General features: G+C 59.7%; 20 protein-coding genes and 1 pseudogene. 10 read left to right on the top strand and 11 right to left on the bottom strand.

The genetic code is table 11. From position 1 onward, the window contains the following. Positions 1-187: 187 nt before the first annotated feature. From AAAX32_RS00755 to AAAX32_RS00745, 3 genes are all read left to right on the top strand, one after another. Positions 188-964 (top strand): radical SAM protein, encoded by a 777-nt coding sequence (locus AAAX32_RS00755; protein WP_349099610.1) that lies wholly within the window; start codon positions 188-190, stop codon positions 962-964. A gap of 160 nt (positions 965-1,124) precedes the next feature. Further along, the gene (gene map, locus AAAX32_RS00750; RefSeq protein ID WP_099432155.1) at positions 1,125-2,012 is read left to right on the top strand and encodes a type I methionyl aminopeptidase; all 888 of its coding nucleotides are present in this window, start codon (positions 1,125-1,127) and stop codon (positions 2,010-2,012) included. Positions 2,013-2,142: 130 nt separating this feature from the next. Then, positions 2,143-3,078 (top strand): D-2-hydroxyacid dehydrogenase, encoded by a 936-nt coding sequence (locus AAAX32_RS00745; RefSeq protein WP_349099608.1) that lies wholly within the window; start codon positions 2,143-2,145, stop codon positions 3,076-3,078. 254 nt (positions 3,079-3,332) lie between these two features. On the opposite strand, the gene AAAX32_RS00740 is transcribed toward AAAX32_RS00745, so the two are convergent. Further along, a complete protein-coding gene (locus AAAX32_RS00740; RefSeq protein WP_349099606.1) occupies positions 3,333-4,718 on the bottom strand; it encodes a M18 family aminopeptidase in 1,386 nt (461 codons plus the stop codon). Positions 4,719-4,879: 161 nt separating this feature from the next. Here AAAX32_RS00740 and AAAX32_RS00735 point away from each other — a divergent pair, with 161 nt between their 5' ends. The 3 genes from AAAX32_RS00735 (at position 4,880) to AAAX32_RS00725 (ending at position 8,084) form a co-directional block, all read left to right on the top strand. Continuing rightward, positions 4,880-5,965: a carcinine hydrolase/isopenicillin-N N-acyltransferase family protein gene (locus AAAX32_RS00735; protein WP_349099604.1), complete on the top strand. Its 1,086-nt coding sequence runs from the start codon at positions 4,880-4,882 to the stop codon at positions 5,963-5,965. Between the two features lie 140 nt (positions 5,966-6,105). After that, positions 6,106-7,185, top strand: coding sequence for an ATP-dependent 6-phosphofructokinase (locus AAAX32_RS00730; protein ID WP_349099603.1), 1,080 nt, complete (start codon positions 6,106-6,108; stop codon positions 7,183-7,185). A gap of 578 nt (positions 7,186-7,763) precedes the next feature. Then, on the top strand, positions 7,764-8,084 hold the full coding sequence (locus AAAX32_RS00725) for a multidrug transporter (protein WP_117847970.1): 321 nt from the start codon (positions 7,764-7,766) through the stop codon (positions 8,082-8,084). Positions 8,085-8,200: 116 nt separating this feature from the next. Here AAAX32_RS00725 and AAAX32_RS00720 read toward each other — a convergent pair whose 3' ends face one another. Both AAAX32_RS00720 and AAAX32_RS00715 read right to left on the bottom strand, forming a co-directional pair. Further along, a complete protein-coding gene (locus AAAX32_RS00720) occupies positions 8,201-10,966 on the bottom strand; it encodes an FtsX-like permease family protein (RefSeq protein WP_233506161.1) in 2,766 nt (921 codons plus the stop codon). A 5-nt stretch (positions 10,967-10,971) separates the two neighbouring features. Beyond that, positions 10,972-11,673, bottom strand: coding sequence for an ABC transporter ATP-binding protein (locus AAAX32_RS00715; RefSeq protein WP_117766550.1), 702 nt, complete (start codon positions 11,671-11,673; stop codon positions 10,972-10,974). Between the two features lie 271 nt (positions 11,674-11,944). Here AAAX32_RS00715 and AAAX32_RS00710 point away from each other — a divergent pair. After that, positions 11,945-12,582 (top strand): annotated as a pseudogene (locus AAAX32_RS00710) (GyrI-like domain-containing protein). Between the two features lie 185 nt (positions 12,583-12,767). Continuing rightward, positions 12,768-14,003: a chloride channel protein gene (locus tag AAAX32_RS00705; RefSeq protein ID WP_117766583.1), complete on the top strand. Its 1,236-nt coding sequence runs from the start codon at positions 12,768-12,770 to the stop codon at positions 14,001-14,003. A 206-nt stretch (positions 14,004-14,209) separates the two neighbouring features. Here the strand turns inward: AAAX32_RS00705 and AAAX32_RS00700 are convergent, their stop codons facing one another. The 3 genes from AAAX32_RS00700 to AAAX32_RS00690 form a co-directional block, all read right to left on the bottom strand. Beyond that, positions 14,210-14,788, bottom strand: coding sequence for a methylated-DNA--[protein]-cysteine S-methyltransferase (locus tag AAAX32_RS00700; protein ID WP_226790740.1), 579 nt, complete (start codon positions 14,786-14,788; stop codon positions 14,210-14,212). Between the two features lie 350 nt (positions 14,789-15,138). After that, entirely contained in the window at positions 15,139-16,164 is a 1,026-nt protein-coding gene (locus tag AAAX32_RS00695) for an aspartate-semialdehyde dehydrogenase (RefSeq protein WP_117766544.1), read from the bottom strand. A gap of 174 nt (positions 16,165-16,338) precedes the next feature. Continuing rightward, positions 16,339-17,727 carry an aspartate kinase gene (locus AAAX32_RS00690; protein WP_117766542.1) on the bottom strand — a complete coding sequence of 463 codons (1,389 nt, stop codon included), beginning with the start codon at positions 17,725-17,727 and terminating at the stop codon, positions 16,339-16,341. 104 nt (positions 17,728-17,831) lie between these two features. On the opposite strand from AAAX32_RS00690, the gene thrC reads away from it, so the two are divergent. Both thrC and thrB read left to right on the top strand, forming a co-directional pair. Continuing rightward, entirely contained in the window at positions 17,832-19,349 is a 1,518-nt protein-coding gene (gene thrC / locus AAAX32_RS00685) for a threonine synthase (RefSeq protein ID WP_117766540.1), read from the top strand. A gap of 203 nt (positions 19,350-19,552) precedes the next feature. Then, positions 19,553-20,434 carry a homoserine kinase gene (gene thrB / locus AAAX32_RS00680; RefSeq protein WP_349099599.1) on the top strand — a complete coding sequence of 294 codons (882 nt, stop codon included), beginning with the start codon at positions 19,553-19,555 and terminating at the stop codon, positions 20,432-20,434. A gap of 256 nt (positions 20,435-20,690) precedes the next feature. On the opposite strand, the gene yihA is transcribed toward thrB, so the two are convergent. The 5 genes from yihA to AAAX32_RS00655 all read right to left on the bottom strand — a co-directional run bounded on the left by yihA (position 20,691) and on the right by AAAX32_RS00655 (position 25,754). Then, on the bottom strand, positions 20,691-21,281 hold the full coding sequence (yihA, locus tag AAAX32_RS00675) for a ribosome biogenesis GTP-binding protein YihA/YsxC (protein WP_055252447.1): 591 nt from the start codon (positions 21,279-21,281) through the stop codon (positions 20,691-20,693). Positions 21,282-21,320: 39 nt separating this feature from the next. Further along, positions 21,321-22,061, bottom strand: coding sequence for a 5'-methylthioadenosine/S-adenosylhomocysteine nucleosidase (mtnN, locus tag AAAX32_RS00670; protein WP_349099596.1), 741 nt, complete (start codon positions 22,059-22,061; stop codon positions 21,321-21,323). A gap of 126 nt (positions 22,062-22,187) precedes the next feature. Next, positions 22,188-23,006, bottom strand: coding sequence for a pyruvate formate-lyase-activating protein (gene pflA / locus AAAX32_RS00665; protein ID WP_117766536.1), 819 nt, complete (start codon positions 23,004-23,006; stop codon positions 22,188-22,190). A gap of 174 nt (positions 23,007-23,180) precedes the next feature. Next, a complete protein-coding gene (locus AAAX32_RS00660) occupies positions 23,181-24,035 on the bottom strand; it encodes a DegV family protein (protein WP_233504627.1) in 855 nt (284 codons plus the stop codon). A 276-nt stretch (positions 24,036-24,311) separates the two neighbouring features. Continuing rightward, positions 24,312-25,754: a glycoside hydrolase family 32 protein gene (locus tag AAAX32_RS00655; protein ID WP_117766532.1), complete on the bottom strand. Its 1,443-nt coding sequence runs from the start codon at positions 25,752-25,754 to the stop codon at positions 24,312-24,314. Positions 25,755-25,834 lie beyond the last annotated feature (80 nt).

The following is a 25,834-nucleotide window of genomic DNA, read 5'->3' as shown; positions in this document are numbered from 1 at the left end:
CAGTGCGGTTGGATGGACCCGCATTGCCTTACGCCTTGTTAACAGATTAACTGTACCCGACCCGAAGCTTTTCATGGCACGGCATCATGAGCGACGTGAAAAAACGAAACTTGTAAAGCAAGAGCCCGCACCTTGCTTTGGAGCCGATGCTATGCTTAGGCACAATTGTCTTGAGGAGCATATGCCTATGTCTACGTTTTTGAATGCCAGCCCCATCTTTGGGCCCGTTCGCAGCCGTCGCCTTGGTCTCTCGCTCGGCGTCAACATGATGCCGACCAGCGGCAAAATCTGCACGTTCGACTGCATTTACTGCGAGAACGGCCTCAACGCCGAGCGCCCCTGCCATGAGCCGTACAACACAGCTGCCGTGGTACTCGACGCGCTCGAGGCAAAGCTGCGCGAGATGGCAGCCGAGGGCGAGCTCCCCGATGTAATCACCTTCGCAGGCAACGGCGAGCCCACCGCCGCACCGGAGTTTCCACAGGCCATCGCCGGCGCCGTCGCGCTGCGCGACGAGCTCGCCCCAAGCTCCAAGATCGCCGTGCTCTCCAACGGCACACGCGCCGACCGCCCCGAGGTGCACGACGCGCTCATGATGGTCGACGACAACATTCTTAAGCTCGATACCGTCGACCCGGCGTTTATCCAGCTGCTCGACCAGCCTGTTGGCCCCTACAACATCGAGCACCAGATCGAGACGTTCGCAAGCTTTGACGGTCACGTTATTATCCAGACAATCTTTTTGACCGGCGAGTATCAGGGCAAGCTCATCGACAATACCGGCGAGGAGTATGTTGCCCCCTGGCTCGCGGCGCTTGAGCGCATTCGTCCGCAGGAGGCGACCATCTATACGGTCGCGCGCGAGACACCAGTCGCCGGCCTTGCCAAAGCAGCGCCCGAGGTGCTCGACGCCATTGCCGCGCGCGTCCAAGCCCTCGGCATTCCCTGCCAGGTGAGTTACTAGCAAAACCACGCAGCAGCTAGTGTCAGCCATCCCGCTCCATCAGTTGCGGTGATATAGTTCCTATTTGTGCTGTTAAACCGCTTAAATCGGAACTATATCACCGCAACTTTTTTGGACACGTGGGTGGGCTATACTAGCTGCGAATGAAAGGAAGTTAGCCATGTTTGACAAAGGACCCGTGCCGGGCCGCAACGACGCTTGCTGGTGCGGCAGCGGCAAAAAATACAAGAAATGCCACAGCGCCTTCGACGAGCGCCTCGAACGCCTGTGGGAGGAGGGCTGGGAGGTTCTGCCCCGCACGCTCTACAAGACGCCCGCCGATATCGAGGGCATCAAGCGCTCCGCCGCCATCAACGTGGGCGTGCTCGACTACGTAGGCGAGCACATCGCCGCGGGCATGACCACCAACCAGATCGACCAGATGATCTACGACTACACCGTCGAGCACGGTGGCACGCCGGCCGACCTCAACTACGAGGGCTATCCCAAGAGCGTGTGCACCTCGATCAACGACGTGGTCTGCCACGGTATCCCCTGCGATACGGACGTGCTGCACGAGGGCGACATTATCAACGTGGACTGCTCCACGATCTTGGACGGCTACTTTAGCGACTCGAGCCGTATGTTCTGCATCGGCGAAGTCTCGGCCGAGCGCCAGCGCCTGGTCGACGTCACCCGCGCCAGCGTGGAGGCGGGTCTGGCAGCCGTCAAGCCATGGCTGCCGCTCTCCGTCATGGCCGAGGCCGTGCAAAAGACGGTCGAGGACGCCGGTTTTAGCGTGGTGCGCGAGTACGGCGGACACGGCATCGGTAAGGAGTTCCACGAGGACCCGTTTGTGGGCTTTACCACCGAGGCGCCCGATGTGGACACCATCATGGCTCCGGGCATGGTCTTTACCATCGAGCCTATGGTCAATGCCGGAGCGCCCGACATCAAGATTAGCAAGGGCGATGGTTGGTGCGTGCGCACCAAGGACGGCAGCGATTCGGCCCAGTGCGAGGTACAGCTCGTGGTGACCGAGGATGGTTACGAGCTGCTGAGCTGGTAGCTGTGGATGCGCCGGATGCTGACGGGCACGCTCGTCTTGCATCCGGCGTTTTTGTTTGAACGTTTTGCCTGATAAAACCTGCCAAAATAAACCTGTCCCTTTTTGGTAGGTTGAGCGGAGAGGACTGCTTGTGAACATTCTGGTTTTGCTGCCCGTCAATGACCGCCATCGCGCAATTCTTGAGTCGAGCGCTCCGGGCGAGGACTTTATCTACACGAGCCCCGACGCCGCCACGCGCAAGCAGGTCGCCGATGCGGACGTGATCTTGGGCAACATCGACCCTGGCATGCTCACGGCATGCGAGCATCTCCAGCTGTTGCAATTACAGACCGCCGGCTATGACGATTACTTGGCCGCCGGCACCGTGCCAGCCGACGCTAAGCTTTCCTGCTCGGTGGGTGCCTATGGCCAGGCCGTGAGCGAGCACATGTTTGCCATGGTCCTTTCCATGATCAAGCGCCTGCCCGGCTATCACGACTTGCAGCGCAAGCATCGCTGGGAGGATTTAGGTCCGGTCACCTCGCTCAAAAACGCCAACGTGCTGGTGCTGGGCGCGGGCGATATCGGCGGCCACTTTGCCACGCTCTGCCGCAGCATGGGCGCGCACGTCCGCGGTATCAAGCGTCATCCGCTCGTCTACCCCATCGTGTTTGAGGACATGGACGGCATGGACGCCCTGCCCGAGCGCCTGGCCGAGGCCGACGTCGTTGCATCCTTTATGCCCAGCACACCCGAGACCCGCGGCCTGGCGAACGCCGAGTTCTTCGCCGCGATGAAGCCGGGCGCGTTCTTTGCCAACGGCGGCCGCGGCGATCTTGTGGTCGCCGACGACTTGGTTGCCGTCCTGGAGTCGGGACATCTTGCCGGCGCCGCGGTCGACGTCACCGATTCCGAGCCGCTGCCTGAGACAAGCCCGCTATGGGATGCGCCCAACATGCTCATCACGCCGCACGTCTCCGGCTGGTTCCATCTGGCCGCCACCCTCAACAACGTGGTCGACATCGCCGCGGAGAACCTGCGTCACCTGCAGGCCAGCGAGACGCTTCGCTGCTGGATCGAGCATTAGGGTTCCGCCGTTCTAACGAACGGCGGACCGGTCGACGCTGCGCGCCGCCCAGAGCGACAATTTGCCATTCAAAAGGTAAGGCATGACCAGAAGGTCTATGCCTTACCTTTTTCATGCCAACTTGTTCGCTCTGGACATCGCTCGCTGACGTTTGCTCAACCTGCGGTGTCATAACAATTCTGTCCAGCTGTTGGCATTGCGGCATTTTCCCAGATAAAACCTGCCAAAGTGAACCTGTCCCTTTTTGACAGATTTTAGAGTTCCACGCTTTCGGCGCCGTTGATAGTTAGGTCGCGCTCGTAGAAGGCGGTGAGGGCGCGGATGGCGTACATTACGTCGCGTACGCCGCCGGTCTCGTAGCTTGAGTGCATGGCCAGCTGCGGCAGGCCCACGTCCACGGCATGCATGCTCGCCTGCATATTGGACAGGTTGCCGAGGGTGGAACCGCCCGCCATATCGCTCTTATTGGCGAAGGCCTGCGTGGGCACGTCGGCGTCATCGCAAATAGCCTGGAACACTGCACGGCTAAAGGCATCGGTGCAGTAGTGCTGGTTGGCGGCTTCCTTGATGACGATGCCGCCGTTGAGCACAACCTGGTTGCGCGCATCGCACTTCTCGGCGTGGTTGGGGTGCACGGCATGCGCGTTGTCACAGCTCACGAGCATCGATGCGGCAAGGGCGCGATGATACGACTCGTCGTCAAAGCCCAGCGAGCCGTTAATGCGGCGCAGCGCGTCGGCCAAGAACGTCGACATGGCGCCCTGCTTGGTCTCGGAGCCAACCTCCTCGTTATCAAAGCAGCAGAAGACCGAGATATCGCGCGCGTTCTCAGCACCCAAAAATGCCTGCAGCGAGGTATAGGCGCAGGCCAGGTCGTCGAGCTTGGGCGTCGAGATAAACTCGTCGGCCCAGCCCCAAATGCGCGCATCCTGACGATTGACCAGGAACAGATCGCGACCCAGAATCTGCTCGGGCTCAACGTCCAACTCGTCGGCGATCAGAGCATCAAAGTCGCCCTGCTTAAGATCACCGGCGCTGATGAGCGGGCACAGGTCGACGGCGCGGTTGGGCGCAAAGCCCTCGTTAACGCCACGGTTCATATGGATGGCAAGGCTCGGAATAATGGCAACCTCGCGCTCGGTGGCAAGCAGGCGGCTCTCAATACGCTCGCCTTCGCGCACCAGTACGCGGCCCGCGAGCGCCAGCGGGCGGTCGAACCAGGTGTAGTCGATCATGCCGCCGTATGCCTCGGTGTTCAGGCGCAGCGTCTCGCCCGCGCCGTCAAGCTCGGGCACAGCCTTGACCTTAAACGTCGGCGAGTCACTGTGCGACGCCGTCAGCTGAAAATGGTAGTCGCCGGCAACGCCGTCCTCGCCCCACGTCGCGGCCAGGTCCTCGCCCACCTTAAAGGCAACAACGCTCGAGGTGTTGCGCTGCGTGTAATAACGCCCGCCCGGCTCGATGTCCCACGCCGCGTTCTCGGGCAGGTAGGTAAAGCCCGCCTCGTCGAGCTCGGCCATAATGGTCGCCGCCGTATGGAACATGCTGGGGCATGCCTCGATAAAGTCGATAAGGTCGTTGGCGGCCTCGATATCGTCGGCCGTCACGTGCGCGCGCTCGGGCGTTTCCTGATCCGTCATGCTCTCCCCTTTCGCTGGGTTGATGGTCCCCTCCAGCATACCCCGCCACGCCAGCGCCGCACTCTTCATTCCGTGCTTAATTCCGCGCCACTCACCAAGTTGAGCCATCATGCCCGTGCTCCTTTTGCGACAATTGCGCTAACAGGACGAGAGGAGCCGTCATGAAGCCACGTAACATTGCCATCGCCTGCGGTGTCGCGGGAGCCGCCGTCGGCCTTGCCGCTGCCACCGGCATCGTTTACCGCAAGCAAGTCAAGTCCGTCGCGTCGGTCAAACGCTTGACCGGCTACGCGGATGGCTATGACCTGTACGCAATCGACATTGCTTACGACTACGACCTCGACTGCATCATCGCCGCTGGCGTGCGCGACGACCAGGCCTACATCGATGCCGTAGTGGCGCAGGTGTTGCCCGGCGTGCCGGCACATGTCCAGGCGCCCCAGTTTGCCTGCAGCGCTTTTGTCGCCGTAGATGTCGAAGGCCGCGTGCGCACCGGTCGCAATTACGACTTTAAGGACGACACCTCGGCGCTGCTGGTGCGCAACCACCCGCGCGGCGGCTATGCCTCCATCGGCTTTGCCGCCCTCAATAACCTGGGCGCCAACACTCCGCTTGACTCCGTCGCCGGACGTGCCGCCGCACTCATGGGCCCGTTTGCCCAGCTCGACGGCGTCAACGAATGCGGCGTGTCCATTGCCGTGCTCACCCTGGATTCCAAACCCTGTGACCAGGACACGCAGCGCCCCGTCATCAACACTTCGCTCGCCATCCGCCTGGTGCTCGACCGCGCGGCCACCACGCAGGAGGCTGTCGACCTGCTTTCCGCCTACGACATGCACGCCATGGCAGGACGCGATTACCACTTCTTTATCAACGACGCCGCCGGTGACGCGCGGGTGGTGGAGTGGGATCCGCGCGATCCCGACCGTGCATGCAAGGCGACGCCCGTACGCCAGGTTACGAACTTCTACGCCTGCTATGGCGACGAAGTGCTGCCCAACCAAAAGAATGGCGAGCTGGGCCATGGTAAGGAGCGCGCCGTCGCAATCGCCGATGTCCTTGACGCCCATGTCGGTGCCCAAGACGAGGCAGTCGCTTGGAAGGCCCTACGCGCTGCGGCGCAAGAGCCCAATCCGGAAGACATCACCAGCAACACGCAGTGGTCGGTCGTCTTCGACAACACCGAGCCCGCTGCCGCCATCACGCTGCGCCGCCACTGGGGCGACATCGACGCCTTTGCGCTGTAAGGAGCCAGGCCCGTCGACCTTACGCTCGCCTGACGTTGTTTACATTTCTATACGCTTGAGCTAACACGTTTTACCCCCGTATCAACAGTGTACGGGGGTAAACTTATGCGCATGTTATAACTTGCCCGGAAGGATTCACCATGCTTAGGATCGGTCTTCTTACTAGTGGCGGCGACTGCCAGGCGCTCAACGCCACCATGCGCGGCATCGTCAAAACGCTTATGACCAATAGCGAAGAACCTATCGAGATCTACGGTTTTGAGGACGGCTACCAGGGCCTTATCTACAGCAGGTTCCGCGTCATGACGCCCGCCGATTTTAGCGGTATCCTCACCCGCGGCGGCACCATCCTGGGCACGAGCCGCACACCGTTCAAGCGTCTGGATACCCCCGAGGCCGATGGTGTCGAGAAGGTGCCGGCGATGGTCCACACCTATCATAAGCTGCAGCTCGACTGTCTGTTTATGCTGGGCGGTAACGGCTCCACCAAGACCGCCAACCGCCTGCGCGAAGAGGGCCTCAACGTTATCGCCCTGCCCAAGACCATCGATAACGACACCTGGGGCACCGAGCTGACGTTTGGCTTTACGAGCGCCATCGACGTCGCCACCAAGTGCATCGACGACATCCACACCACTGCCTCGAGTCACGGCCGCGTGTTCGTTATCGAGATCATGGGCCACAAGGTCGGCTGGATTCCGCTGTACGCCGGCGTCGCGGGCGGCGCGGACGTCATCCTGATTCCCGAGATCCCCTACGACATGGACAACGTCATCAAGACCATCGAACATCGCATGGAGACCGGCAGCCGCTTTACCATCGTGGCCGTCGCCGAGGGCGCTATCTCCAAGGAGGACGCGGCTCTGTCCAAGAAAGAGTACAAGAAGAAGCTCGCCGAGCGCACGAGCCCGTCGATTGTCTACGACATCGCCAAGGAGATTGAGACCAAGACCGGTCGCGAGACCCGCGTCGCCATCCCCGGCCACACGCAGCGCGGCGGCCAGCCCGACGCCCAGGACCGCATCTTTGCGACCCAGTGCGGCGTCGAGGCGGCACTCGGCTGCCTACGCGGCGAGTTTGGCTACATGATTGCTCTGCGCGACGGCAAGATGTGCCACATGCCGCTCGAGGATGTCGCCGGCAAGCTCAAGTATGTCGACCCCCAGAGCGATCTGGTGCGTGAGGCCAAGGCGTTGGGCATCAGCTTCGGCGACGAATAGCCTCGGCCGAAATCCATCCCATCGGGCCCTCCGACCCCGCCCGACGTATTTCGATATGGCTCCTCCCTTGACTCCGTCAAAGGTCGCCAATCGAAATCGTCGGGCGGGGGCGGAGGGCCCTTCGTTTACACACTCGCCGAGGCTATTCGTCTTCTTGCTGCGGGTGCCTGGCCTGAAATTCAGTTGCGGTGAAATAGTTCCTGCTTAGCCCGCAAATGGCTGAATCTAGGAACTATTCCACCGCAACTTACGTATGATCGGAGCGGCTACAGCACAAGCATCGGCGTTCGTTTGATGGTCCGCCACGAAATGGGGCCATCTACTACGTTTAACTCGATGGGGCCAACCATGACCGCCTTTTCGAAAATCGACAGGCCTTCTACCTGCGGTTTTGTTTTTTGTTTTCCCGGCATGGTTGAGGGTATCCAATTAAACATAGTAGATAGGCCCATTTTGTGGCATACGACCCATTCAAGCCCTATCTCGAAGGCTAAAGAGAGCCTCTCATCCACGCCTGAGAGCGAAAAGCAAATAGAATAAAAGGCAAATGAAAAGCCCGTTTGACGAGCGGAGGACATATGCGCGACGTAGCCGAAAGCGACTGGAAGCTGTTTAAGAAAACGCTTCCTCAATGGCAAGAACGTTATATGGAAAAGCTCATCGGCCAGTACGTTGAGATACTGAATGGCGACAGCGAAGCGTCCAGTAGATTTTGGGCACTAGAAGAGAGCCTCAATAGAGACAAGCTGTCCTCAGGCGTAATTGCAAACGACATTCGCCGCAGCACAATGCACCGCGAGATAGCCAATTTGCTTATCGACAGCGTGATCACCCTTGACGACCTTGACGGTTTTACCGAGGACATTAAGAGCTATGCGCAACACTGGATTGGCCAGTAAGAGCACCGAACGACAAACATCCCCAGCAAAACGGGGCAAACGCCGGGCCACCTATAGGCTGCCCGGCGTTTGCCCAGATAAAACCTGCCAAAATAAACCTGTCCCTTTTTGGCAGGCTACTCGGCGCTCTTGAGGGCGCCGACCATGTCGATCTTGTTGAGCGTTCGGTTGGTGGCGAGGTTGACGATAAACGTAAAGCCAAAGGCCAGCAGCACGGCGAGCACGTAGCTCAGTGGCTCGACCTCGACGTCAAAGTACAGCGACGGCATCTGCAAAATGTAGGTAAAGCTCTCGGCCAGCAAGCCGCCCAGCGGCACGCCCAGCGCAGCGCCGATCGCCGTGAGGATCAACGTCTCCTTGTTGACGTAGTGGTGCACCTCGCCACGGCGGAAGCCCAGCACCTTGATGGTCGCCAGCTCGCGCTCGCGCTCGGAGATATTCGTGTTGGACAGCGTAAACACCACCACAAACGATAGGCACGCCGCCATAAAGGTCACGAGCACCACGACGGAATTGATGATAGTGAAGTTCGCCTCGAAGTTCTGCCAATGTTCAGCCGTGCTCGAGATGGTGAGCCAACCGTCGCTCTTAAGCTTCTTGCTAAACGCAATCTGATCGGCCGACGAGCCCTTAAGCAGCACAAAGACGCCGTTAAGGCGCGCGCTTCGACCGAACGCGCGCTCATAGGTGCCCTGCGTCATGTAAAGCGTGTTGCCCAGATAGTTGAGCGAAATGTCACTGACTTTGACCTTGGCAACATTGAGCGACGAATCCTGGACGTGCGCCGTATCGCCCGGCTGAATCCCCAGTACCAGCTGTGAACTTTTGCTCAGATACACGTCTCCGTCACGCAAAGACAGCGGTTCTTTGGACTCATCCTCCAGGCGCACGTAATCGCCCAAGTCACCCGTGCGGTCGTCGGGAATCACGATGAGCTGCACAGTCTCGCTCTTGCCACCAAACGTAAAGGTGACGTTGTCGGTCATAATCGGCAGGGTTGAGGTCACGGTCACGTTGGAATCATTGGCCGCGCTGCGCTCATCCAATGCCGCGCACGTCTGCGAAAAATCGTCGGGATTGGCGACCGCCAGCAGGTCGTAGCGCGTGATATGCCCGTACTGTTTGGGCGAAAGCGCCACCGACGTGTCACGGATGCCCATACCGCAGATCACGAGCGCTGTGCAGCCGGCGATACCGAAGATGGTCATAAAGGCGCGCTTTTTGTAGCGGAACAGGTTACGCGCCGCCACCTTGTTTAAGAAGCCCATGCGGCGCCAGATAAATCCGATACGCTCGAGCAGAATGCGTGAGCCGGCACGCGGCGCCTTGGGACGCATGAGCGAAGCCGGCGTCTCGGCCATCTCGTGGCGGCAGGCGATAATCGTGGCGCCCACCACGCCCACGGCAAACAGCGCTACCGACACGAGCGACGACACGATATCGTACGAAAGCAGCATCTGGGGCAGCGAGTACATGTCGTCGAACACCGTAAACAGGAACAGCGGCAGGCCCACAAATCCGATGATGTTGCCAAGCACGCCGCCGATCAGACACGCCCACAGCGAGTAGTCCACGTATTTGGACAGGATACGCCCACGTGAATAGCCGAGCGCCTTGTACAGGCCAATAAGTGTACGCTCCTCCTCAACCATGCGCGTGGCGGTGGTGAGGCTGATGAGCACAGCGACGACAAAGAAGATAAATGGGAACACCGTGGCGATGGCCTCGATCGAAGAACTGTCGCTCTCGACGCTCGAGTAGCTTGCGATGTTACCGCGGTCCTGGATGTACCAGGAGCATTCGCCCAGATCGGAAAGCTCGGCGCGGGCATCGGCAAAATGCTGGTCAGCGGCGGCGCGGCGCTGGTCCAACTCGGCCTGAGCCTGGACGCGCTCCTCGCTGCCCTCGGCCATGCGATTGATGTTGCCCTGTTCAATCCCAAAGAGCATATTCGCCTCGCGCTCGGCCGTATCCAAGCTTGCCGGCGTGTCGACCATCAGCTCCTGAGCACGCGCCTTCTCACGCTCCTCACGGATTTTCTCGATATTGCCCTTGACCTCATTGATCTTTGCCGCGTAGGCATCCGAATAGGAGTTGAGACTCTTGGCTCCCTCGACGATCACGTGGACCGCGGAGTAGGAAGAAGATGTCGCGGCGTCCTCGCTCACATAGAACTTATAGTCCGCCGCCGAAGCAGCGCGAAAGGCGTTGACTGTCGAGTCGGAGCTCACATCAGTGGGATCGAGGACCTCGGCCGTAATGGTGTAATCGCCCGCGGCAAACTGATCCTTGGCGCTTTGGTTCGATGAACTTGCGTCATTGGCGGCAAAACTCACCGTATCGCCGAGCTTTTTGCCCGAAGCCTTCAGGAACTTCGAAGTCACCGCAACCTCATCGGCGCTCTCGGGCAAATCGCCGCTCACCAGCACCGGCTGATCGATGTTCTCCTTGGAGAGACTCTGCACGACCACGCGCTCGCGCGTTGTGCCCACGGCGGTGTAGGCGGTCTCGGTGTAGATACCCTCGGCCGTCTCGACGCCGTCGACCTCTTGGATGGCCGCGAGATCGTCGCGCGTAAGGCCATAGGTCGACTGCACGTTAATGTCATAGACATTCTGCTGGTCAAAATAGGCGTCGACCGAATCGCGCAGGTCCTCGCAGCCCGCCTTAAGGCCGCACATCACGCTCACGCCGAGCGCGGTGATGACCACGATGGACAAAAAGCGCTTAAGACTGCCTCGGATTGTGCGGTAGATGCCGCGGCGAAAAACCGTCGGCACCATATCGTTTGAGCTTTGAGCGGTACGGTAGGTCGTAAAATCCTGCTCGCGCTCCGTATTCTGCGCGTCGTGGCGTAGGCTGTTTTGGCGATCTTGGTCCATGGGCGCTACCACTCGATCGTCTCGATAGGCACGGGATTTTGCTGGACCGTCTCGCTCTCCACGCGGCCGCTCCTAAAGCGGATCAGACGATCGGCCATGGGCGCCAGCGCGGAGTTGTGGGTGATGATGATGACCGTAATGCCCTGCTTGCGGCAAGTGTCCTGCAGCAGCTGCAAGATCTGCTTGCCGGTTTTATAGTCAAGTGCGCCCGTGGGCTCGTCGCACAAAAGCAGCTTGGGGTTCTTTGCCAGCGCGCGGGCAATGGACACGCGCTGCTGCTCGCCGCCCGAAAGCTGCGCGGGGAAGTTGGCGAGGCGCTCACCCAAGCCAACCTGGCAAAGCGTTTGCTCGGCATCGAGCGAATCGGGGCAGATTTGCGCCGCAAGCTCAACATTTTCGAGCGCCGTCAGGTTGGGGACCAGATTGTAGAACTGGAAGACAAAGCCGACATCGGCGCGGCGGTATTCCACGAGCTGAGCCTCGTTGGCGGAGCTCACGTCGCGCCCGTCCACCGTCACGGTGCCGGAGGTCGCCGTATCCATGCCGCCCAGAATGTTGAGCGCCGTGGTCTTGCCGGCACCCGAAGCACCCAGAATGATGGCGAGCTCGCCGCGCTCGACCGTAAAGCTCGCGCCGTCGAGTGCGTGAATGCGGGCGTCGCCCTCGCCGTATGCCTTGATGACGTCTTTGAATTCGATATAAGCCATCGATCGGTTCCCATCTGGTCGGATAACTCTTTAGTATTACCCATTTCGCACCGACTAAAAAGGGACGGGTTTATTTTGGCAGGTTCTATATGGGGAAACGGCAGCTATAGATGAGGCGCCGGGGAGGCAGAGAAATCATCGATGGGGTCAGGCCGACCGCCAAACACAACGCACGCATCTCAATCTGTCAGCCAAATCATTCGAACAACTGTTCGTTTCTATGATATGATTCCGCTATCTAAGCAGGCCAATACGCAGAAAGGCGGCCAACATGGCGTTCGACTTTAAGAAGGAATGCAAGGAGCTCTACAGACCTGCAAGCAAGCCGAGTATCATAACTGCCCCGCCTATGAGCTACGTTGCCGTTCGCGGAAAGGGCGACCCAAATACCGAAGGTGGCGAGTATCAAAATGCCCTGCCGCTGCTTTACGGCATCGCCTATACCGTCAAGATGTCAAAGAAAGGCTCAGGAGTATCGAGGGCTATTTCGACTTTGTGGTACCGCCGCTCGAGGGCTTCTGGTGGCAAGACTCCCCGAGCGGCGACATCGATTATGTACGCAAGGACGATTTCAACTTTATCTCGTGCATCCGCCTGCCCGATTTCGTCACTCAGGATGACTTTGACTGGGCGGTCGCGGAAGCCACGGCCAAAAAGAAACTGGACTTTTCTGCCGTCGAGCTGCTTAAAGTTGACGAGGGTCTCTGCGTTCAATGCATGCATACCGGACCCTACGACAGCGAGCCGGCAACCGTAGACGCCATGCATGAATATGCGACCGAGCAGGGCTATGTCCCCGACTTCTCAGATACCCGTTTACATCACGAAATCTATCTCTCCGATCCACGCAAGTGTGCGCCGGAGAAACTTAAGACCGTGGTTCGTCATCCTATCAAGCGCGCTGAATAGCGTGGAGCGTCATTTCACGCGCTAGGTTCTAAGCCAGCCAACCAGCCGCCTCCTAGGCTGTCAAGCAATTATCTTGACGCGGCCCGTCGCATCTTATAAGTTTGTTTTGCTAAAGCTGGAAAGCCTCTCAACGATGCGCAACTCCAGCTCTTTTTCTATCAAGAGAGCAAGTGTCGGAAAGCAAAATGTCGGAAAGCAACGCATCGAGCAGAATCAAACGCTTGCTCAACACCTATAGCGGCCTCGTGCTTATGGGTGCCGTCGGAATCCCTATCGGCATCATCGTTGGCGCCATCTGCGCACTCTTTGGACGCGTGCTTCTGGCAATCGGCGCCTTCCGCGACGAACACATCGCACTGCTCCTTCCCTTCCTCGCCCTCATGGGCTTGGCCATCGTATTTGCCTACCGCACCTGGGGCAAAGGCACCGATCGGGGCATGAGCCTGGTATTTGACGTAGGTCACGGACGCGAGGATGCCATCTCCCCGCGTTTGGTGCCGCTCATTATGTTGAGCACGTGGGGGACGCACCTCTTTGGCGGCAGTGCGGGGCGCGAGGGCGTGGCCGTGCAGATTGGTGCAACCGTCTCGCACTGGATCGGCAGGCGTCTACCTTTCCGAAACCCCGGCAACACGTTTTTGCTCATTGGTATGGCCGCTGGCTTTGCCGGACTCTTTCGAACGCCGCTCGCTGCTACGGTCTTTGCTATCGAAGTGCTGGTCGCCGGACGCATGGAATACCGCGCGTTGCTCCCCGCGCTTACGGCTTCACTTGCCGCAAGCATGACCTCCGGCGCCCTGGGGCTCGAGAAGTTCGAGGTCGCCGTTACCGCCTCGTATGCGCTCGACCTCCCCGGTCTTGGACGGCTGGCACTGTTGGGCATCGCGTTTGGTATGGTGGGCGGCGCCTTTGCCTGGTGCCTTGCACATGCCAAAACACTTGCGGCGCGGCTGTTCCCCAACCCCTATGCACGCATCGCCGTTATGGGCATCGCGTTATCGGCGATTCTGTTCGCACTATGGCAGGGTCGATACTGCGGGCTTGGCACCAATCTGATATCCGCGGCGCTCGACGGTGACGGCAAGGTCGCCATCATACCTTGGGACTGGGCACTCAAATTCGCACTCACCATTACCACGCTTGCCGCAGGATATCAGGGTGGCGAGGTGACGCCGTTGTTCTCCATCGGAGCCAGCCTGGGTGTCGTACTCGCCGGGATTCTCGGCATGCCCGTCGAGCTCTGCGCCTCACTGGGCTACGCAGCCGTCTTTGGCAGCGCCACCAATACGCTGCTCGCACCCATCCTTATTGGCTGCGAAGTCTTCGGCTTTGGTAACTTGCCGATGTTCATTATTGTCTGCGTTGTGGCTTACCTGTTCAACATGGATAAGTCCATCTACGCCCTGCAGGAGCGGGCGTAGATCGATGTCCAGGCAGGTGGTCTCAGCCGGAAACGGCGTCCCACTCTGAGGCTGTATTCCGGGACACGGTTTCCGCTTGGAACGCCATTCGGAAAGCGCATCCCGCTTTAAAACGGAATTCCGGAACGTAGTTTCCGTCTGAGCCTCCATTCGGAAAGCATGTCCCGTTCTTTCACGGCATCTTGGCTATGCAAAGTGCTCGAACGTTAGTCCTCGTACGCGCCCTCAAGCCGAAGCAGCCACTCCTTGCGGTCAAGCCCGCCGGCATACCCGTTAAGCGAACCATCGGCGGCAACCACGCGATGGCACGGCACAATAATCGAAATGGGATTGCGCGCGACCGCGGCCCCCACGGCACGGGGAGACGCAACGGGTGCTTCGTTTCCCGGTACACGATGTCGAGCCGTAACACGCTGGGCGATCTCACCATACGTAGCGACCTCGCCACGCGGGATAGAAAGCAGCTCAAACCAAACCTCGCGCTGAAACGCCGTACCAATCATATGCAACGGCGGCGTAAACCGAGGCTCCTGCCCCGCAAAATAAGCATTCAGCCAAGCCCAAGAACGCTCAAGTACCGACGAGGCAGCACCGTTTGTCGGATTCACCGAAGACATGCCGCCAGCACCAGAAACCGCATCGGCGCCTTCAACATGTTCGGGATCTTCTTTGAGAAGCGTGGAGCCAAAGTGCTCCTGCCCCTCAAACCAAAGCCCCGTCAAACCGCGGCCATCAGCGGCAAGCAGGATTTCGCCCAAAGGCGAAGCAAACGTCGTCGTGACCACCAGCGGCTCCTTTCAAAACTCCGCAACATAATACCGCGAATTGTGCAGACAACCCCAATCGACCCCACAGTCCCCAAAGGCGGCAGGCGCAAAGCGCCGAGGCCGCCGCCGGGACCAGGGCTCGCAACAGCCACGCGCCCCCACATCAGCCCAGCGGCCTCAACCAACAACAGCCCCATCGCAGGCCGCTCGCAGCAGCGTCACCGCAGGCGGGGGCCGGGCTTAGTTTTCAGAACACTCCGCAGACCAGTGTGGCGCCTTGTCCGCGGCTCCGAAGGAGCAGGACAAGGCGCCACACATGGTCGAGGACGTTCTGAAAACTAAGCCCGGCCCCCGCCGGACAGGTCACACTACTCGCAGAGCAGCTTAGCGATCTGGACGGCGTTGGTTGCCGCGCCCTTACGGATTTGGTCGCCGCAGCACCAGAAGGTGATGCCACGCGCAGCCTCGGGGTTCGAGATGTCGCGACGCACGCGGCCGACCCAAATCAGGTCCTGGTCGGAGGTGTCCATCGGCATGGGGAAGCGATCGTGCGCATCCTCGGCAGCCATATCGTCAACCAGCTTGACGCCGGGAGCGGCAGCCAGCGCAGCACGGGCCTCCTCAACCGTTATATCGCGCTCAAACTCGAGCGTAATGCTCTCGGAGTGCGAACGCAGCACAGGAACGCGCACGCAGGTGCAGTTCACGCGCAGCTCGGGCAGGTGCATAATCTTGCGGCCCTCGTTTTGCAGCTTCATCTCCTCGGAGGTAAAGCCCTCCTCCTTGACGCCGCCAATCTGCGGAATCAGGTTGCTCGCCAGCTGGGCGGCAAAAGCGCGCGGCTCGGGAATCTCCTCGCCACGGCCCAGGGCGGCCAGCTGGGCCTCGAGCTCGGCCATACCGGGAGCGCCAGCGCCCGAAGCCGCCTGGTACGTCGAGACGATCATGCGCTTCACGCCGGCGAGCTGATGCAGCGGCCAGGTGGGAACCAGGCCGATAATGGTCGCGCAGTTGGGGTTGGCGATAAGGCCGTGATGCCACTTGATATCGTCGGCATTGATCTCGGGTACGACCAGCGGCACCTCGGGATCCATGCGGAAGGCATGGCTGTTGTCGACCACGACAGCGCCGCGCTTGACGGCCTCGGGCAGCAGCTCCTTCGCGATATCGTCGCCGGCGGCTCCGAGCACAATATCGCAGCCCTCAAAGGCCTCGGGGCAAGCCTCTTCGATCACGATTTGCTCGCCGCGGAACTCAACGGTCTTGCCCGCAGAGCGCGCGCTCGCCAGCAGCTTGAGCTTACCGACCGGAAACTCCTGCTCGTTGAGGCACTCGAGCATCTGGGTGCCTACAGCTCCCGTCGCGCCCAAAATAGCAACCGTGTACTGTTTCATGCTTCCCCCTTTAAAGGTTGTGGCTTTTGCCCGCACGCCGAGCAGGCCGATTATTGTTGCCAGTGTATACAAGAACGGGGCGGGCACGAAACCCGCCCCGTCGAAACGAAACCGAAACGAAACGCCCCGCCGTAGATTTTTGAGACATGTCCCAAAAAATCAACGGGATGGCAGCTACTTGTGGAGCGCGACCAGGGCGGGATCGACCGGCGCGGGAGCCTCCAGGTCGGAGACCTTCACAATGCCGTTTTCGTCGGAGAAGGCACGGTAAATGGTCTGAATCGCTAGGTCGAAGTCCTTCTCCTCGACACCGATAATGATGTTGATCTCGTCACAGCTCTGCGAAATCATACGCACGCTCACGCCGGCCTGGCCAAGCATGCCAAACAGGTGACCCGAAATACCTGCGCGCCCGCGCAGGTTACGGCCGACGGTCGCGATAAGCGCCAGGCCCTCGACGACCTCGATCTCGAGCGGCTCGACCTCCTGCTGAATGTCGCCCACGAGCGAGTACAGCGAGTCGTGCACATCCTGCTCCTGCACCACGGCGCCAAAGCGGTCGACACCGGTGGGCATGTGCTCGACGGAGACGTCATAGCGTTCGAACACCGAAAGCGCACGGCGCATAAAGCCAACACGGGGCTTGGTGCGGTCGCGGGCGACGTTGATGGCGACAAAGCCGCGCTTGCCGGTCACGCCGGTAATGATGGGCTCCGCCTCGCCCTCATCAGCCGTCTCGCTAATGATGGTGCCGGGGTCCTGCGGCGCATTGGTGTTCTTGATGACCAGCGGAATTCCCGCCTCACGCACAGGGAACACGGCCTCCTCGTGCAGGACGCTTGCGCCCATGTACGAAAGCTCGCGCAGCTCCTCGTAGGTAACGCGCGCAATGGGCTGAGCCTCGGGCACAATGCGAGGATCGGCAGAATAGAAGCCCGAAACGTCGGTCCAGTTCTCGTACAGGTCGGCGCCTAGGCACTTGGCCAGGATCGAGCCGGAAATGTCGCCGCCGCCACGGTCGAGCAGCTTGATCTGGCCCTCGCGCGTCGCGCCGTAGAAGCCAGGCATAACGAAGCCGCCCTGCTGACCGTACTCTTGCACCAGCTCGGAGGTGCGGTTCATGCTGAGCGTACCGTCGTGATGGAACGCCACAACCGTCGCGGCGTCCAGGAACGGTAGGCCCAGGTACTCAGCCATCAGGCGAGCGGTGAAGTACTCGCCGCGGCTCACGAGCTCCTCGGTGGAGTAACCGCCCGAGCGGGCGCGCTCGGCAAAAGCCGCGAACTCCTCACGGATGGGATAGGTGAGCTCCAGCTCGTCAGCAATATCAAAATAGCGCTGGCCGATGTCCTCGAGCAGCTCCTCGCACGACACGTGGTACTTAACGTGCGCGTTAACCAGGTAGAGCAGGTCGGTCACCTTGGTGTCGCCCTTAAAGCGGCGACCACAGGCGGAAACCACCACAAAACGGCGAGCCGGGTCGGCATCGACGATGGCCTTGATCTTCTTAAAGTGTTCGGCGTCGGCGACCGACGAGCCGCCAAACTTGGCAATCTTAATCATGGGCTGGAGGTTACCTTTCTAAAAAGCCTCTGCGAACCTATTTTGCGCGCTCTGATACCATGGTTTCACCGATTGGGACCAAGGCATCCGAGGAGCAGTGTTATATGGGAACTTATCATAGTACACGAGGACGCACTTTATCGTGCTCAAGTAAGGTGGCAATCCGCACCGGCATCGCTCCCGACGGGGGTTTGTTTGTCTCGGACGAGCTTGGCACCCAGCAGGTCGATATCAGCTCGCTTGCAGATAAATCGTACTTTGAAATCGCTCAAGATGTGTTGGGAATGTTACTGAATGATTACACGGCCGAAGAAATTTCGGCGTGTGTCGACGAGGCATACCGCGGCACGTTCGCGAGTGAAGAGGTTACGCCGCTCGTCAAACTCGACGCAGCGCCGGGTGCTGACGCCCCTCAGACCTATGTGATGGAGCTCTTTGGCGGCCCCACAAGCGCCTTCAAGGACGTCGCCCTACAGATGCTCCCCCGCCTCATGGCCCGCACTTCCGCCAAGGACGGCGGCGCTGAGCGCATCATGATCGTCACCGCCACGTCGGGCGACACGGGCAAGGCCGCACTCGCCGGTTTTGCCGACGCTCCGGGCACGGGCATCACCGTCTTTTATCCCGAGGGCAAGGTCAGCCACGTCCAGAACCTGCAGATGTCCACGCAGGAGGGCGACAACGTCGCCGTCTGCGGCATCCGCGGCAACTTTGACGACGCCCAGAGCGCCGTCAAGCGCATCTTTGCCGATAAGGAGCTTGCCGAGCGTCTGGAAGCCGCCGGCACGGTGCTTTCGAGCGCCAACTCTATCAATGTCGGCCGTCTGGTACCGCAGGTTGTCTACTACTTTGCCGCCTATGCGCAGCTGCTGCGCGCCGGCGCTATCGAGGCTGGCGACGCCGTAGAGTTCTGTGTGCCCACCGGCAACTTTGGCGATATCTTGGCCGGCTACTACGCCAAGCGCATGGGCCTGCCCGTCGCCAAGCTCATCGTCGCGAGCGACAAGAACAACGTGCTTGCCGACTTCCTGACCACCGGCGTCTACGACCGCAACCGCCCGTTCTTCACGACCATTTCGCCGTCGATGGACATCCTCATCAGCTCCAACCTCGAGCGCATGCTCTACTTCCTGTCCGACGGCGACTGCGAGCTCGTTGCCGGCCTTATGGAGCAGCTGGCACAGACTGGTCGCTACGAGGTGCCCGCCGAGCTGCTGGCCAAGATTCAGAGCGTCTTTGGCTGCGGCTGGGCCAGCGAGGACGAGGTCCGCGCTGCCATCAAGAGTTGCTGGGACGCCAACGGCTACGTGATCGACCCGCACACCGCTTGCGGCTATCACGTCTTTGAAAAGGTCGCTCCCGCCGAGGGCGCCAAGGCCCGCGTGCTGCTTTCGACCGCCAGCCCCTACAAGTTCCCGCGCGCCTGCTGCGATGCCCTGGGCCTCAACGTTCCCGAGGACGATTTTGAGGCTATGCGCGTGCTCGAGCAGGCCACCAACACGGTCGCCCCGACCCAGCTCGCCGAGCTCGAGTCCAAACCTGTCCGCTTCGAAGACGTCTGTGACGTCGACGAAATGGCCAGCTACGTCGAGTCCGCAGCAAAACGAATGAGCACCAACTAGATCCCTTATTAAGCGCCGGCGAAAGCCGGCGCACCTTCTTTCATCAGATAACCCTCGGGATGATGACGAACGCGCACAGCGTGCCTGGCTGTTTAGTTCGTCGTGAGTTCCGCACGCAAAGGAAAGCACTTAATGTGCTTTCCGTCTTGCGCAGGACTGTCCGAGCAGCGAACTAAACAGCCAGGCACGCCAGGAGGACCCACATGATCAAAATCACCGTCCCAGCAACAAGCGCCAACCTAGGCATCGGCTACGACACCCTCGGCATGGCCGTCGGCCTCTACTCGCACTTCACCGTCGAGCGCGCCGACAAGCTCACCATCACGGGCTGCCCCAAGGAGTTCCAAAACGAGAATAACCTGGTCTATGTGAGCTTTGTCGATGCGCTGGCCGCATGGGGCGAGCCGGCCTTCCCCGTCGCTATCGACATTCAGACCGACGTCCCCGTCGCCCGCGGCCTGGGTTCCAGCTCCACCTGCGTCGTCGCCGGCATCATGGCTGCCGCCGCGCTGACAGGCCACACCGTCGACCGCGCCGAACTCGTCCGCATCGCCACCGAGGTCGAGGGCCATCCCGATAACGTCGCCCCCGCCATCCTTGGCGGCGCCGTCTGCTCCTTTACGCCGACCGATTCGCTCCCCCAATGTCTGCGCTACGAGGTGAGCGATCGCTTGCGTTTTATTACCGTGATTCCGCCCTACGAGGTACATACGAGCGAGGCGCGCAAGGTCGTGCCGCAGGAGATTCCACTCTCCACCGCCGTATGGCAAATGGGCCGCATCGCCGGCATGACGCGCGGCCTGGAGACTGGTGACCTGGACCTGATTGCCGCTGCCAATGACGACCGCATTCAGGAGCCTTATCGTCGCCGCCTGATTCCCGACTACAACGCCGTGCGCGACACCTGCCTTAACGGCGGCGCTAAGACCATCTGGATTAGCGGCTCAGGCTCGACCCTCATGGCTGTGACCGACGACACCATCGTGGCAAAGTTTCTGCAGGTCAAGCTGCGTGAGCAGTTCCCCAAGTGTGATACGCATATTCTCACGTGCGACACGGAAGGCGCTCAAATCGAGTACCTGTAGACATCCTCCTCATATACCTGTCCGGGACGGTCGGGATATTCCCTCAAAATCGTCCTCGCGCATGAAGGCCCCTTGTCCTGCTCCTACGGAGCGACGGACAAGGGGCCTTCGCGCTGCGGAATGATTTTGAGGGAATATCCCGACCGTCCCTGCGCCTACCTTGCTGAGGATGTCTACAGGGACCCACGCTTTGAAGGGGCGCCAGGCTGATAGTTGATTTTTATTGGCAGGGGCTCTTGCTGGTAAGGGGCACTCACTAGAGGCAGGCCTCGGCGATGCGGCGCTTGAGTTCGTCGATGCCGGTACCGGTTTGGGAGCTTGTGATGATCACGTTCTCGGCAGGGACGTTGAGCTGCTTTTTGATGGCTGCTGCTTGGCGGGCCTGCTGGGTACGGCTGAGTTTGTCGGCCTTGGTGAGGCAGACGATAAAGTTGAACTCGTTGCCCTGCAGGTAATCGATCATGTCATGGTCGAGCTTACTGGGGTCGTGACGAATATCCACCAGCGATACGACCAGGTTAAAGCTGCGCTCGGAGTCGAAGAAGTCGCCGATAAGCTCAGCCCAGCGGTCGCGCTCGGCCTTGGAACGACGGGCGAAACCGTAGCCCGGCAGGTCCACAAAGTGCACGTCGTCGGCCTCGAAGAAATTGATGTTGCTCGTCTTGCCCGGCGTACTCGAAACCTTGACCAGGTTCTTGCGGCCAAAGAGTTTGTTCATGATAGACGACTTGCCCACATTGGAGCGGCCCACAAAGCTCACCTCGGGACAGGTGGACTCGGGGATCTGCGAAACCTTGCCGTAGCTGGCAACAAACTTGGCAAGCTGATAGTTAATGGAATCGGCCATGGACACTCCTTGGTCGTAGGTTCTTACAAAACGGGCGTGCTATTGCGCGGCGGCGATACGACGAACGATGTCAAGCGTGATGCCGCTCGCGGTGCGAGCGTACTCGTCCAGATCGAACTCGCGCTCGCAAAACGCGTCATATGCCTCGTCACAATTATCGCTGATAGCGCGCAGTACCAGGCAATCGACACCATTCTTGGCCGCGATGTGCGCAATTGCCGCGCCCTCCATCTCGACGCAATCGGCATGCGTGGCCTCAATCGCAGCGTTACGCATGGCGTCACCCGTAACAAAGCGATCACCCGTGGCGATAGTGCCACACAGGAACTGCTTGGCGTCCTTCTCCGCAGAAGTCTCATCCGCCGAGGCATCCACAAATCCATGCTCGGCAAGCACGGCGGCGGCAACATCAGCCAACGCCGGTGTCGAGACAAACTCCTCGAGCCCCGGCGCCGACTCGGCGATGAGTGCCGTATCGGTATCCAGATAGCGCAGGCACTTGCCTATAACCACGTCGTTAATATGGAGTTTAGGGTTTAGGCCGCCCGCAATGCCCGAAAACACAACGGCCTGCGGGGCGTATTTGCTGATGAGATGCTGCGTTGCGGCAGCGGCGTTCACGGTCCCCATGCCTGCCGTCGTGGCGACTACTGTCAGACCCGAAAGCCCACCGTTCACAACGGTCAAGCCCGCCTCCTGCGACTCATGCGTGCCACTCAGCTCTTCCTTAATCTGCGCAACCTCTTTTTCGAGTGCGCCTATGATCGCGATGGTTGCCATGCCATCCCCCAAATCCGTGCAAATTGCTTATCCACGGTATGGTACCAGCATTTTGGCTCAACCGTGTCAGCACCAAGCCGTTAGGCCAGTACAGCTCGGGTATCATAAAGGGGCAAAAATGGCTTGTTAGCCGATGGCCGACCTGAGCTCCGCACGGCGCTTTTTCATACCGGCCATAACGGCATTGCGCAGCTCGGGCATGCGCGCGGTATCCATCTGAGGTACGCCCTCAAGCTTATAGGGAATGCCCAGTTGCTCGTACTTGACGACACCCATCGTGTGATACGGCAGCATTTCCAGGCCCACCACGTTGTGCCATGGAGCGATGAGGCGACCGAGCTTCTCGCACTCCTCCACCGTGTCGGTAATGCCCGGCACCACCACGTGGCGGATAACGACCTTGATCTTGCGACGTGCAAGTTCATCGCCGAACGCCAAGATGCGTGCGGGATCGCAACCGGTCAGCTTTTTATGCTCGACCGGGTCGGCATGCTTAATATCGAGCAGTACCATGTCGGTCTCGTTGAGCACGGCATCGAACTTCTCGGGGTGGTTGGGGTCAAATGCATAGCCACAGCTATCTAGGCAGGTATGTACACGGCCATCGGGGTTGTTATGCATAGCACGAAACAGATCGGCCAAAAACTCGGGCTGCAGGAGCGGCTCGCCGCCGGACACCGTAATGCCACCGCTGCGATAGAACTCGTGGTTACTCTGGAACTCATCCATCAGGTGTTCGACGGTCACCATGGTGCCGCCGTTGACCGACCAGGTATCGGGATTGTGGCAATACGCGCAGCGCATGGGACAGCCCTGAACAAACACCACAAAGCGGATGCCGGGTCCGTCGACCGTTCCCATCGTCTCGATCGAATGCACGCGGCCAAGGGCAAACGCAGAGTCCTCGGGACGAGCGTCCACACCCTCAAGCGTCATTTCTGCCATTCGCGCTACCTTGCCTCTCCTTGGATGCAACCAATTAAAATGCCAGAGTCATTCTAGCCCATGCGTTTGCGTTTAAACGTCTCGGACTAGAACGGCACGTTTTAATCTATCCCCCATCACCATGGCTGGGGGCTACGTCGAGATGTCAGGCTGAAGAACGCTCGCCTGCGGCCTTTACGCCTTAAGCGTGAGCACCGCACCGAAGGCGGTCGGGCCGCAATGGCTCGAGATGACGCCGCCGACCTGAGTCCAGGTAACGTCCTTAAAGCCCAGATCATGCGCATAGACCTCCATGTCATCGCGCAGCTCCTGGGAAAGGCCCACCGAATACGCCAGGCCAATGTGCGAGTAGTCAATCTCGCCCTTCGCAACCATGTGGTCAATAAAGGCGCGGGCGCACTTGAGCATAGAGCCGCGGAACTTCTTGGTCGCCACGAACTTGCCGCCCGTCACCTCAATGCAGGGCTTAATCTTGAGCAGATGGGCGCCAAGGAATGCGACGTTGGACAAGCGACCGCCCGCCTTAAGAAAGGCAAGATCGGTAGGAACAAAGCCCAGCAGCACGCGGTCCATGACGGAATTCGTAAATGCAAAGATCTCGTCGACGGTGGCATCGGGGTGAGCCTCGATGTATTTGGCGGTCTCGACGACAACGAGCGACTGGCCTACCGAGACAAAGCGCGTGTCCATAGAGAACACGTAGTCGCGACCCTTGGCGGCGATCTTCGATGATTGATGCGAGCAGGTCGTGGCCTCGGAATACGCGAGATGCAGAATAGTCGCATCGGGCTGCTCAGCGTGAATGCGGTCGTACACGTGAGCAAAATCCGCAGGCGCGCAGCCGCTGGTCTTGGGCATCACGCCAAACTCGTTGCAGCGCGAATAAATCTCGAGCGGATCGATCGAGCCGTCCTCGACGGTCTCGTCACCAATCGTGACATGCATGGGCACGCGCACGATGCCGTAGCGCTCGCAGAGCTCCGGCGTCACATCCGACCCAGACTCAACCACGATTACGTACTTGCCCATTATTATCACGACCCATCTCGACATTGGCTTTTCAATACATGGCACGCGCCGCCGCACTGTTGCACAACGGCGTCCAAGCGCCAAAGAGACGCCGCCCCTTGCACACAACAAAGGACAGCGTCTCCCTGGAAAACTCCGTGCTTATCTAGGATTCCACACGGTTTATTAAGGAGGGTTACTTATTCCACAAACGGTCGCTATATGCGGTAAGCGGTAGTTGGCCGCGACAACTGCGACACATTCCGTCCAGCAAATCCAATCGTGCTCCACGCACGGTTAATGCACGAGGCGGTAGAAATTCATCGATGCCGCACCCTCGGCGTGCAGCTCCATCGCCGGAACCGCCGGCGAATAGGTACGGCTCGTAAGTGCCGCCTCGCCGCCATTTGCAAAAATCTCGACCATCGTAGTGTCCGAAAGCACGCGCAGGTCGCGAAGCTCGCTGAGCTCGATCAACCTCTGGTCGCGCCCATAGCCTTCGTCACCCATGTCGAGGGTAAGCATCCCGTCTGCATAGCGCACAAAGACACCCTTGCGGATTTCGAGCTCGATCACCTGGGCGCCCTCACAGGAAACCACAAGATCAAACAGGCGGCCCGGCTCCTCAACGGTTTCACCGCCTGTCGCGCAAACGCAGTCGCCGCGCATCCTCTCAATCTCGTGCACCGGCTGCTGACAGAGCTTACCATCGCGCATGCTCAGTTTTCTCGGCACCGTCAACGCGCACTGCCACCCGCGTGCCACCGTCGGGCTTTTTGCCGTCGCATCGGGGCAACCCGACCACCCGATCATCAAACGCCGACCCGCAGCATCCTCAAAAGACTGCGGTGCGTAGAAATCAAAGCCGGCATCGACCATCGGGGGCATGCCCTGCCCGGCGATCTTAAAACTCGGCGCCTCCCAATCGGCCTCGATGGGAAACCACACGCACTGGTGCGGATTGCGGTAACGCCATCCATCGGCGGACACACCCTGCGGACAGCAAACGAGAATAAGCTCACCATCGAGCTCAAACAGATCGGGGCACTCCCACATAAAGCCAAACTTCTCGCCCAACTCAATGCGCGTCGCATAGCTCCAGTCCTCTAGATTGCTCGAGGTATAGACAAGCACGCAGCCGCGGTCGTCTTTCGTACGAGCGCCCAGAACCATGTAGTAGATACCATCGTGTTCAAGGATTTTGGGATCACGCACGTGCGTACCGATATCGTCGGGGTAATCGACCGGCCCAACAGCTATGCGCTTCTCGCCCAATTCGTCGGGGTTCTCGGCAACCACATGAATCTGGTTTTGCTCACGGCCCGTCAACACGTAGTCGTAATCATCGCGGTCAAAATGCTTGACGTTGCCGGTATAGAAGTAGTGAATCTTGCCGTCGTGTACAAAGGCAGAACCAGAATACGCTCCGCTCGAATCCAAATCGGAATCGGGGAACAGCACAGGGCCGCGATTCTCGTACGTCACAAAATCCTTTGTTGTCAGATGATTCCAAAGCACTGGACCGCCATGCGCAGCATCGAATGGATCGTATTGGTGATAGATGTGATACGTATCACCGATCTGCACCAAACCGTTGGGGTCGTTGAGCCAGCCAAGCTCAGGCTCCACATGGAACAGGAGCCTATCGGGGTCGGACGCGATGCGACCCGCCGTCTCATCCTGTCCGGCACGCCACTGCTCATAGTCCGCGCGTGTCACCTTATTTTTTTGATTAAACATCGCCGTTGACTTTCTCGTCTATGGGGAAGGACGCTCGACTCACACGAGTCGAACGCCCTTCCCCAAATGGACTTATCCTC

It is taken from the genome of Collinsella sp. CLA-ER-H3, from assembly GCF_040092425.1.
GTDB lineage: Bacteria > Actinomycetota > Coriobacteriia > Coriobacteriales > Coriobacteriaceae > Collinsella.
This window is presented reverse-complemented; position numbering and strand designations above follow the sequence as displayed.

Coding starts and splice junctions, on each gene's coding strand:
- AAAX32_RS00755 (WP_349099610.1), top strand. CDS start 188: ATGTCTACGTTTTTGAATGCCAGCCCCATCTTTGGGCCCGTTCGCAGC.
- map (WP_099432155.1), top strand. CDS start 1,125: ATGTTTGACAAAGGACCCGTGCCGGGCCGCAACGACGCTTGCTGGTGC.
- AAAX32_RS00740 (WP_349099606.1), bottom strand. CDS start 4,718: ATGACGGATCAGGAAACGCCCGAGCGCGCGCACGTGACGGCCGACGAT.
- AAAX32_RS00735 (WP_349099604.1), top strand. CDS start 4,880: ATGAAGCCACGTAACATTGCCATCGCCTGCGGTGTCGCGGGAGCCGCC.
- AAAX32_RS00730 (WP_349099603.1), top strand. CDS start 6,106: ATGCTTAGGATCGGTCTTCTTACTAGTGGCGGCGACTGCCAGGCGCTC.
- AAAX32_RS00725 (WP_117847970.1), top strand. CDS start 7,764: ATGCGCGACGTAGCCGAAAGCGACTGGAAGCTGTTTAAGAAAACGCTT.
- AAAX32_RS00720 (WP_233506161.1), bottom strand. CDS start 10,966: ATGGACCAAGATCGCCAAAACAGCCTACGCCACGACGCGCAGAATACG.
- AAAX32_RS00715 (WP_117766550.1), bottom strand. CDS start 11,673: ATGGCTTATATCGAATTCAAAGACGTCATCAAGGCATACGGCGAGGGC.
- AAAX32_RS00705 (WP_117766583.1), top strand. CDS start 12,768: ATGTCGGAAAGCAACGCATCGAGCAGAATCAAACGCTTGCTCAACACC.
- AAAX32_RS00695 (WP_117766544.1), bottom strand. CDS start 16,164: ATGAAACAGTACACGGTTGCTATTTTGGGCGCGACGGGAGCTGTAGGC.
- AAAX32_RS00690 (WP_117766542.1), bottom strand. CDS start 17,727: ATGATTAAGATTGCCAAGTTTGGCGGCTCGTCGGTCGCCGACGCCGAA.
- thrC (WP_117766540.1), top strand. CDS start 17,832: ATGGGAACTTATCATAGTACACGAGGACGCACTTTATCGTGCTCAAGT.
- thrB (WP_349099599.1), top strand. CDS start 19,553: ATGATCAAAATCACCGTCCCAGCAACAAGCGCCAACCTAGGCATCGGC.
- yihA (WP_055252447.1), bottom strand. CDS start 21,281: ATGGCCGATTCCATTAACTATCAGCTTGCCAAGTTTGTTGCCAGCTAC.
- mtnN (WP_349099596.1), bottom strand. CDS start 22,061: ATGGCAACCATCGCGATCATAGGCGCACTCGAAAAAGAGGTTGCGCAG.
- pflA (WP_117766536.1), bottom strand. CDS start 23,006: ATGGCAGAAATGACGCTTGAGGGTGTGGACGCTCGTCCCGAGGACTCT.
- AAAX32_RS00660 (WP_233504627.1), bottom strand. CDS start 24,035: ATGGGCAAGTACGTAATCGTGGTTGAGTCTGGGTCGGATGTGACGCCG.
- AAAX32_RS00655 (WP_117766532.1), bottom strand. CDS start 25,754: ATGTTTAATCAAAAAAATAAGGTGACACGCGCGGACTATGAGCAGTGG.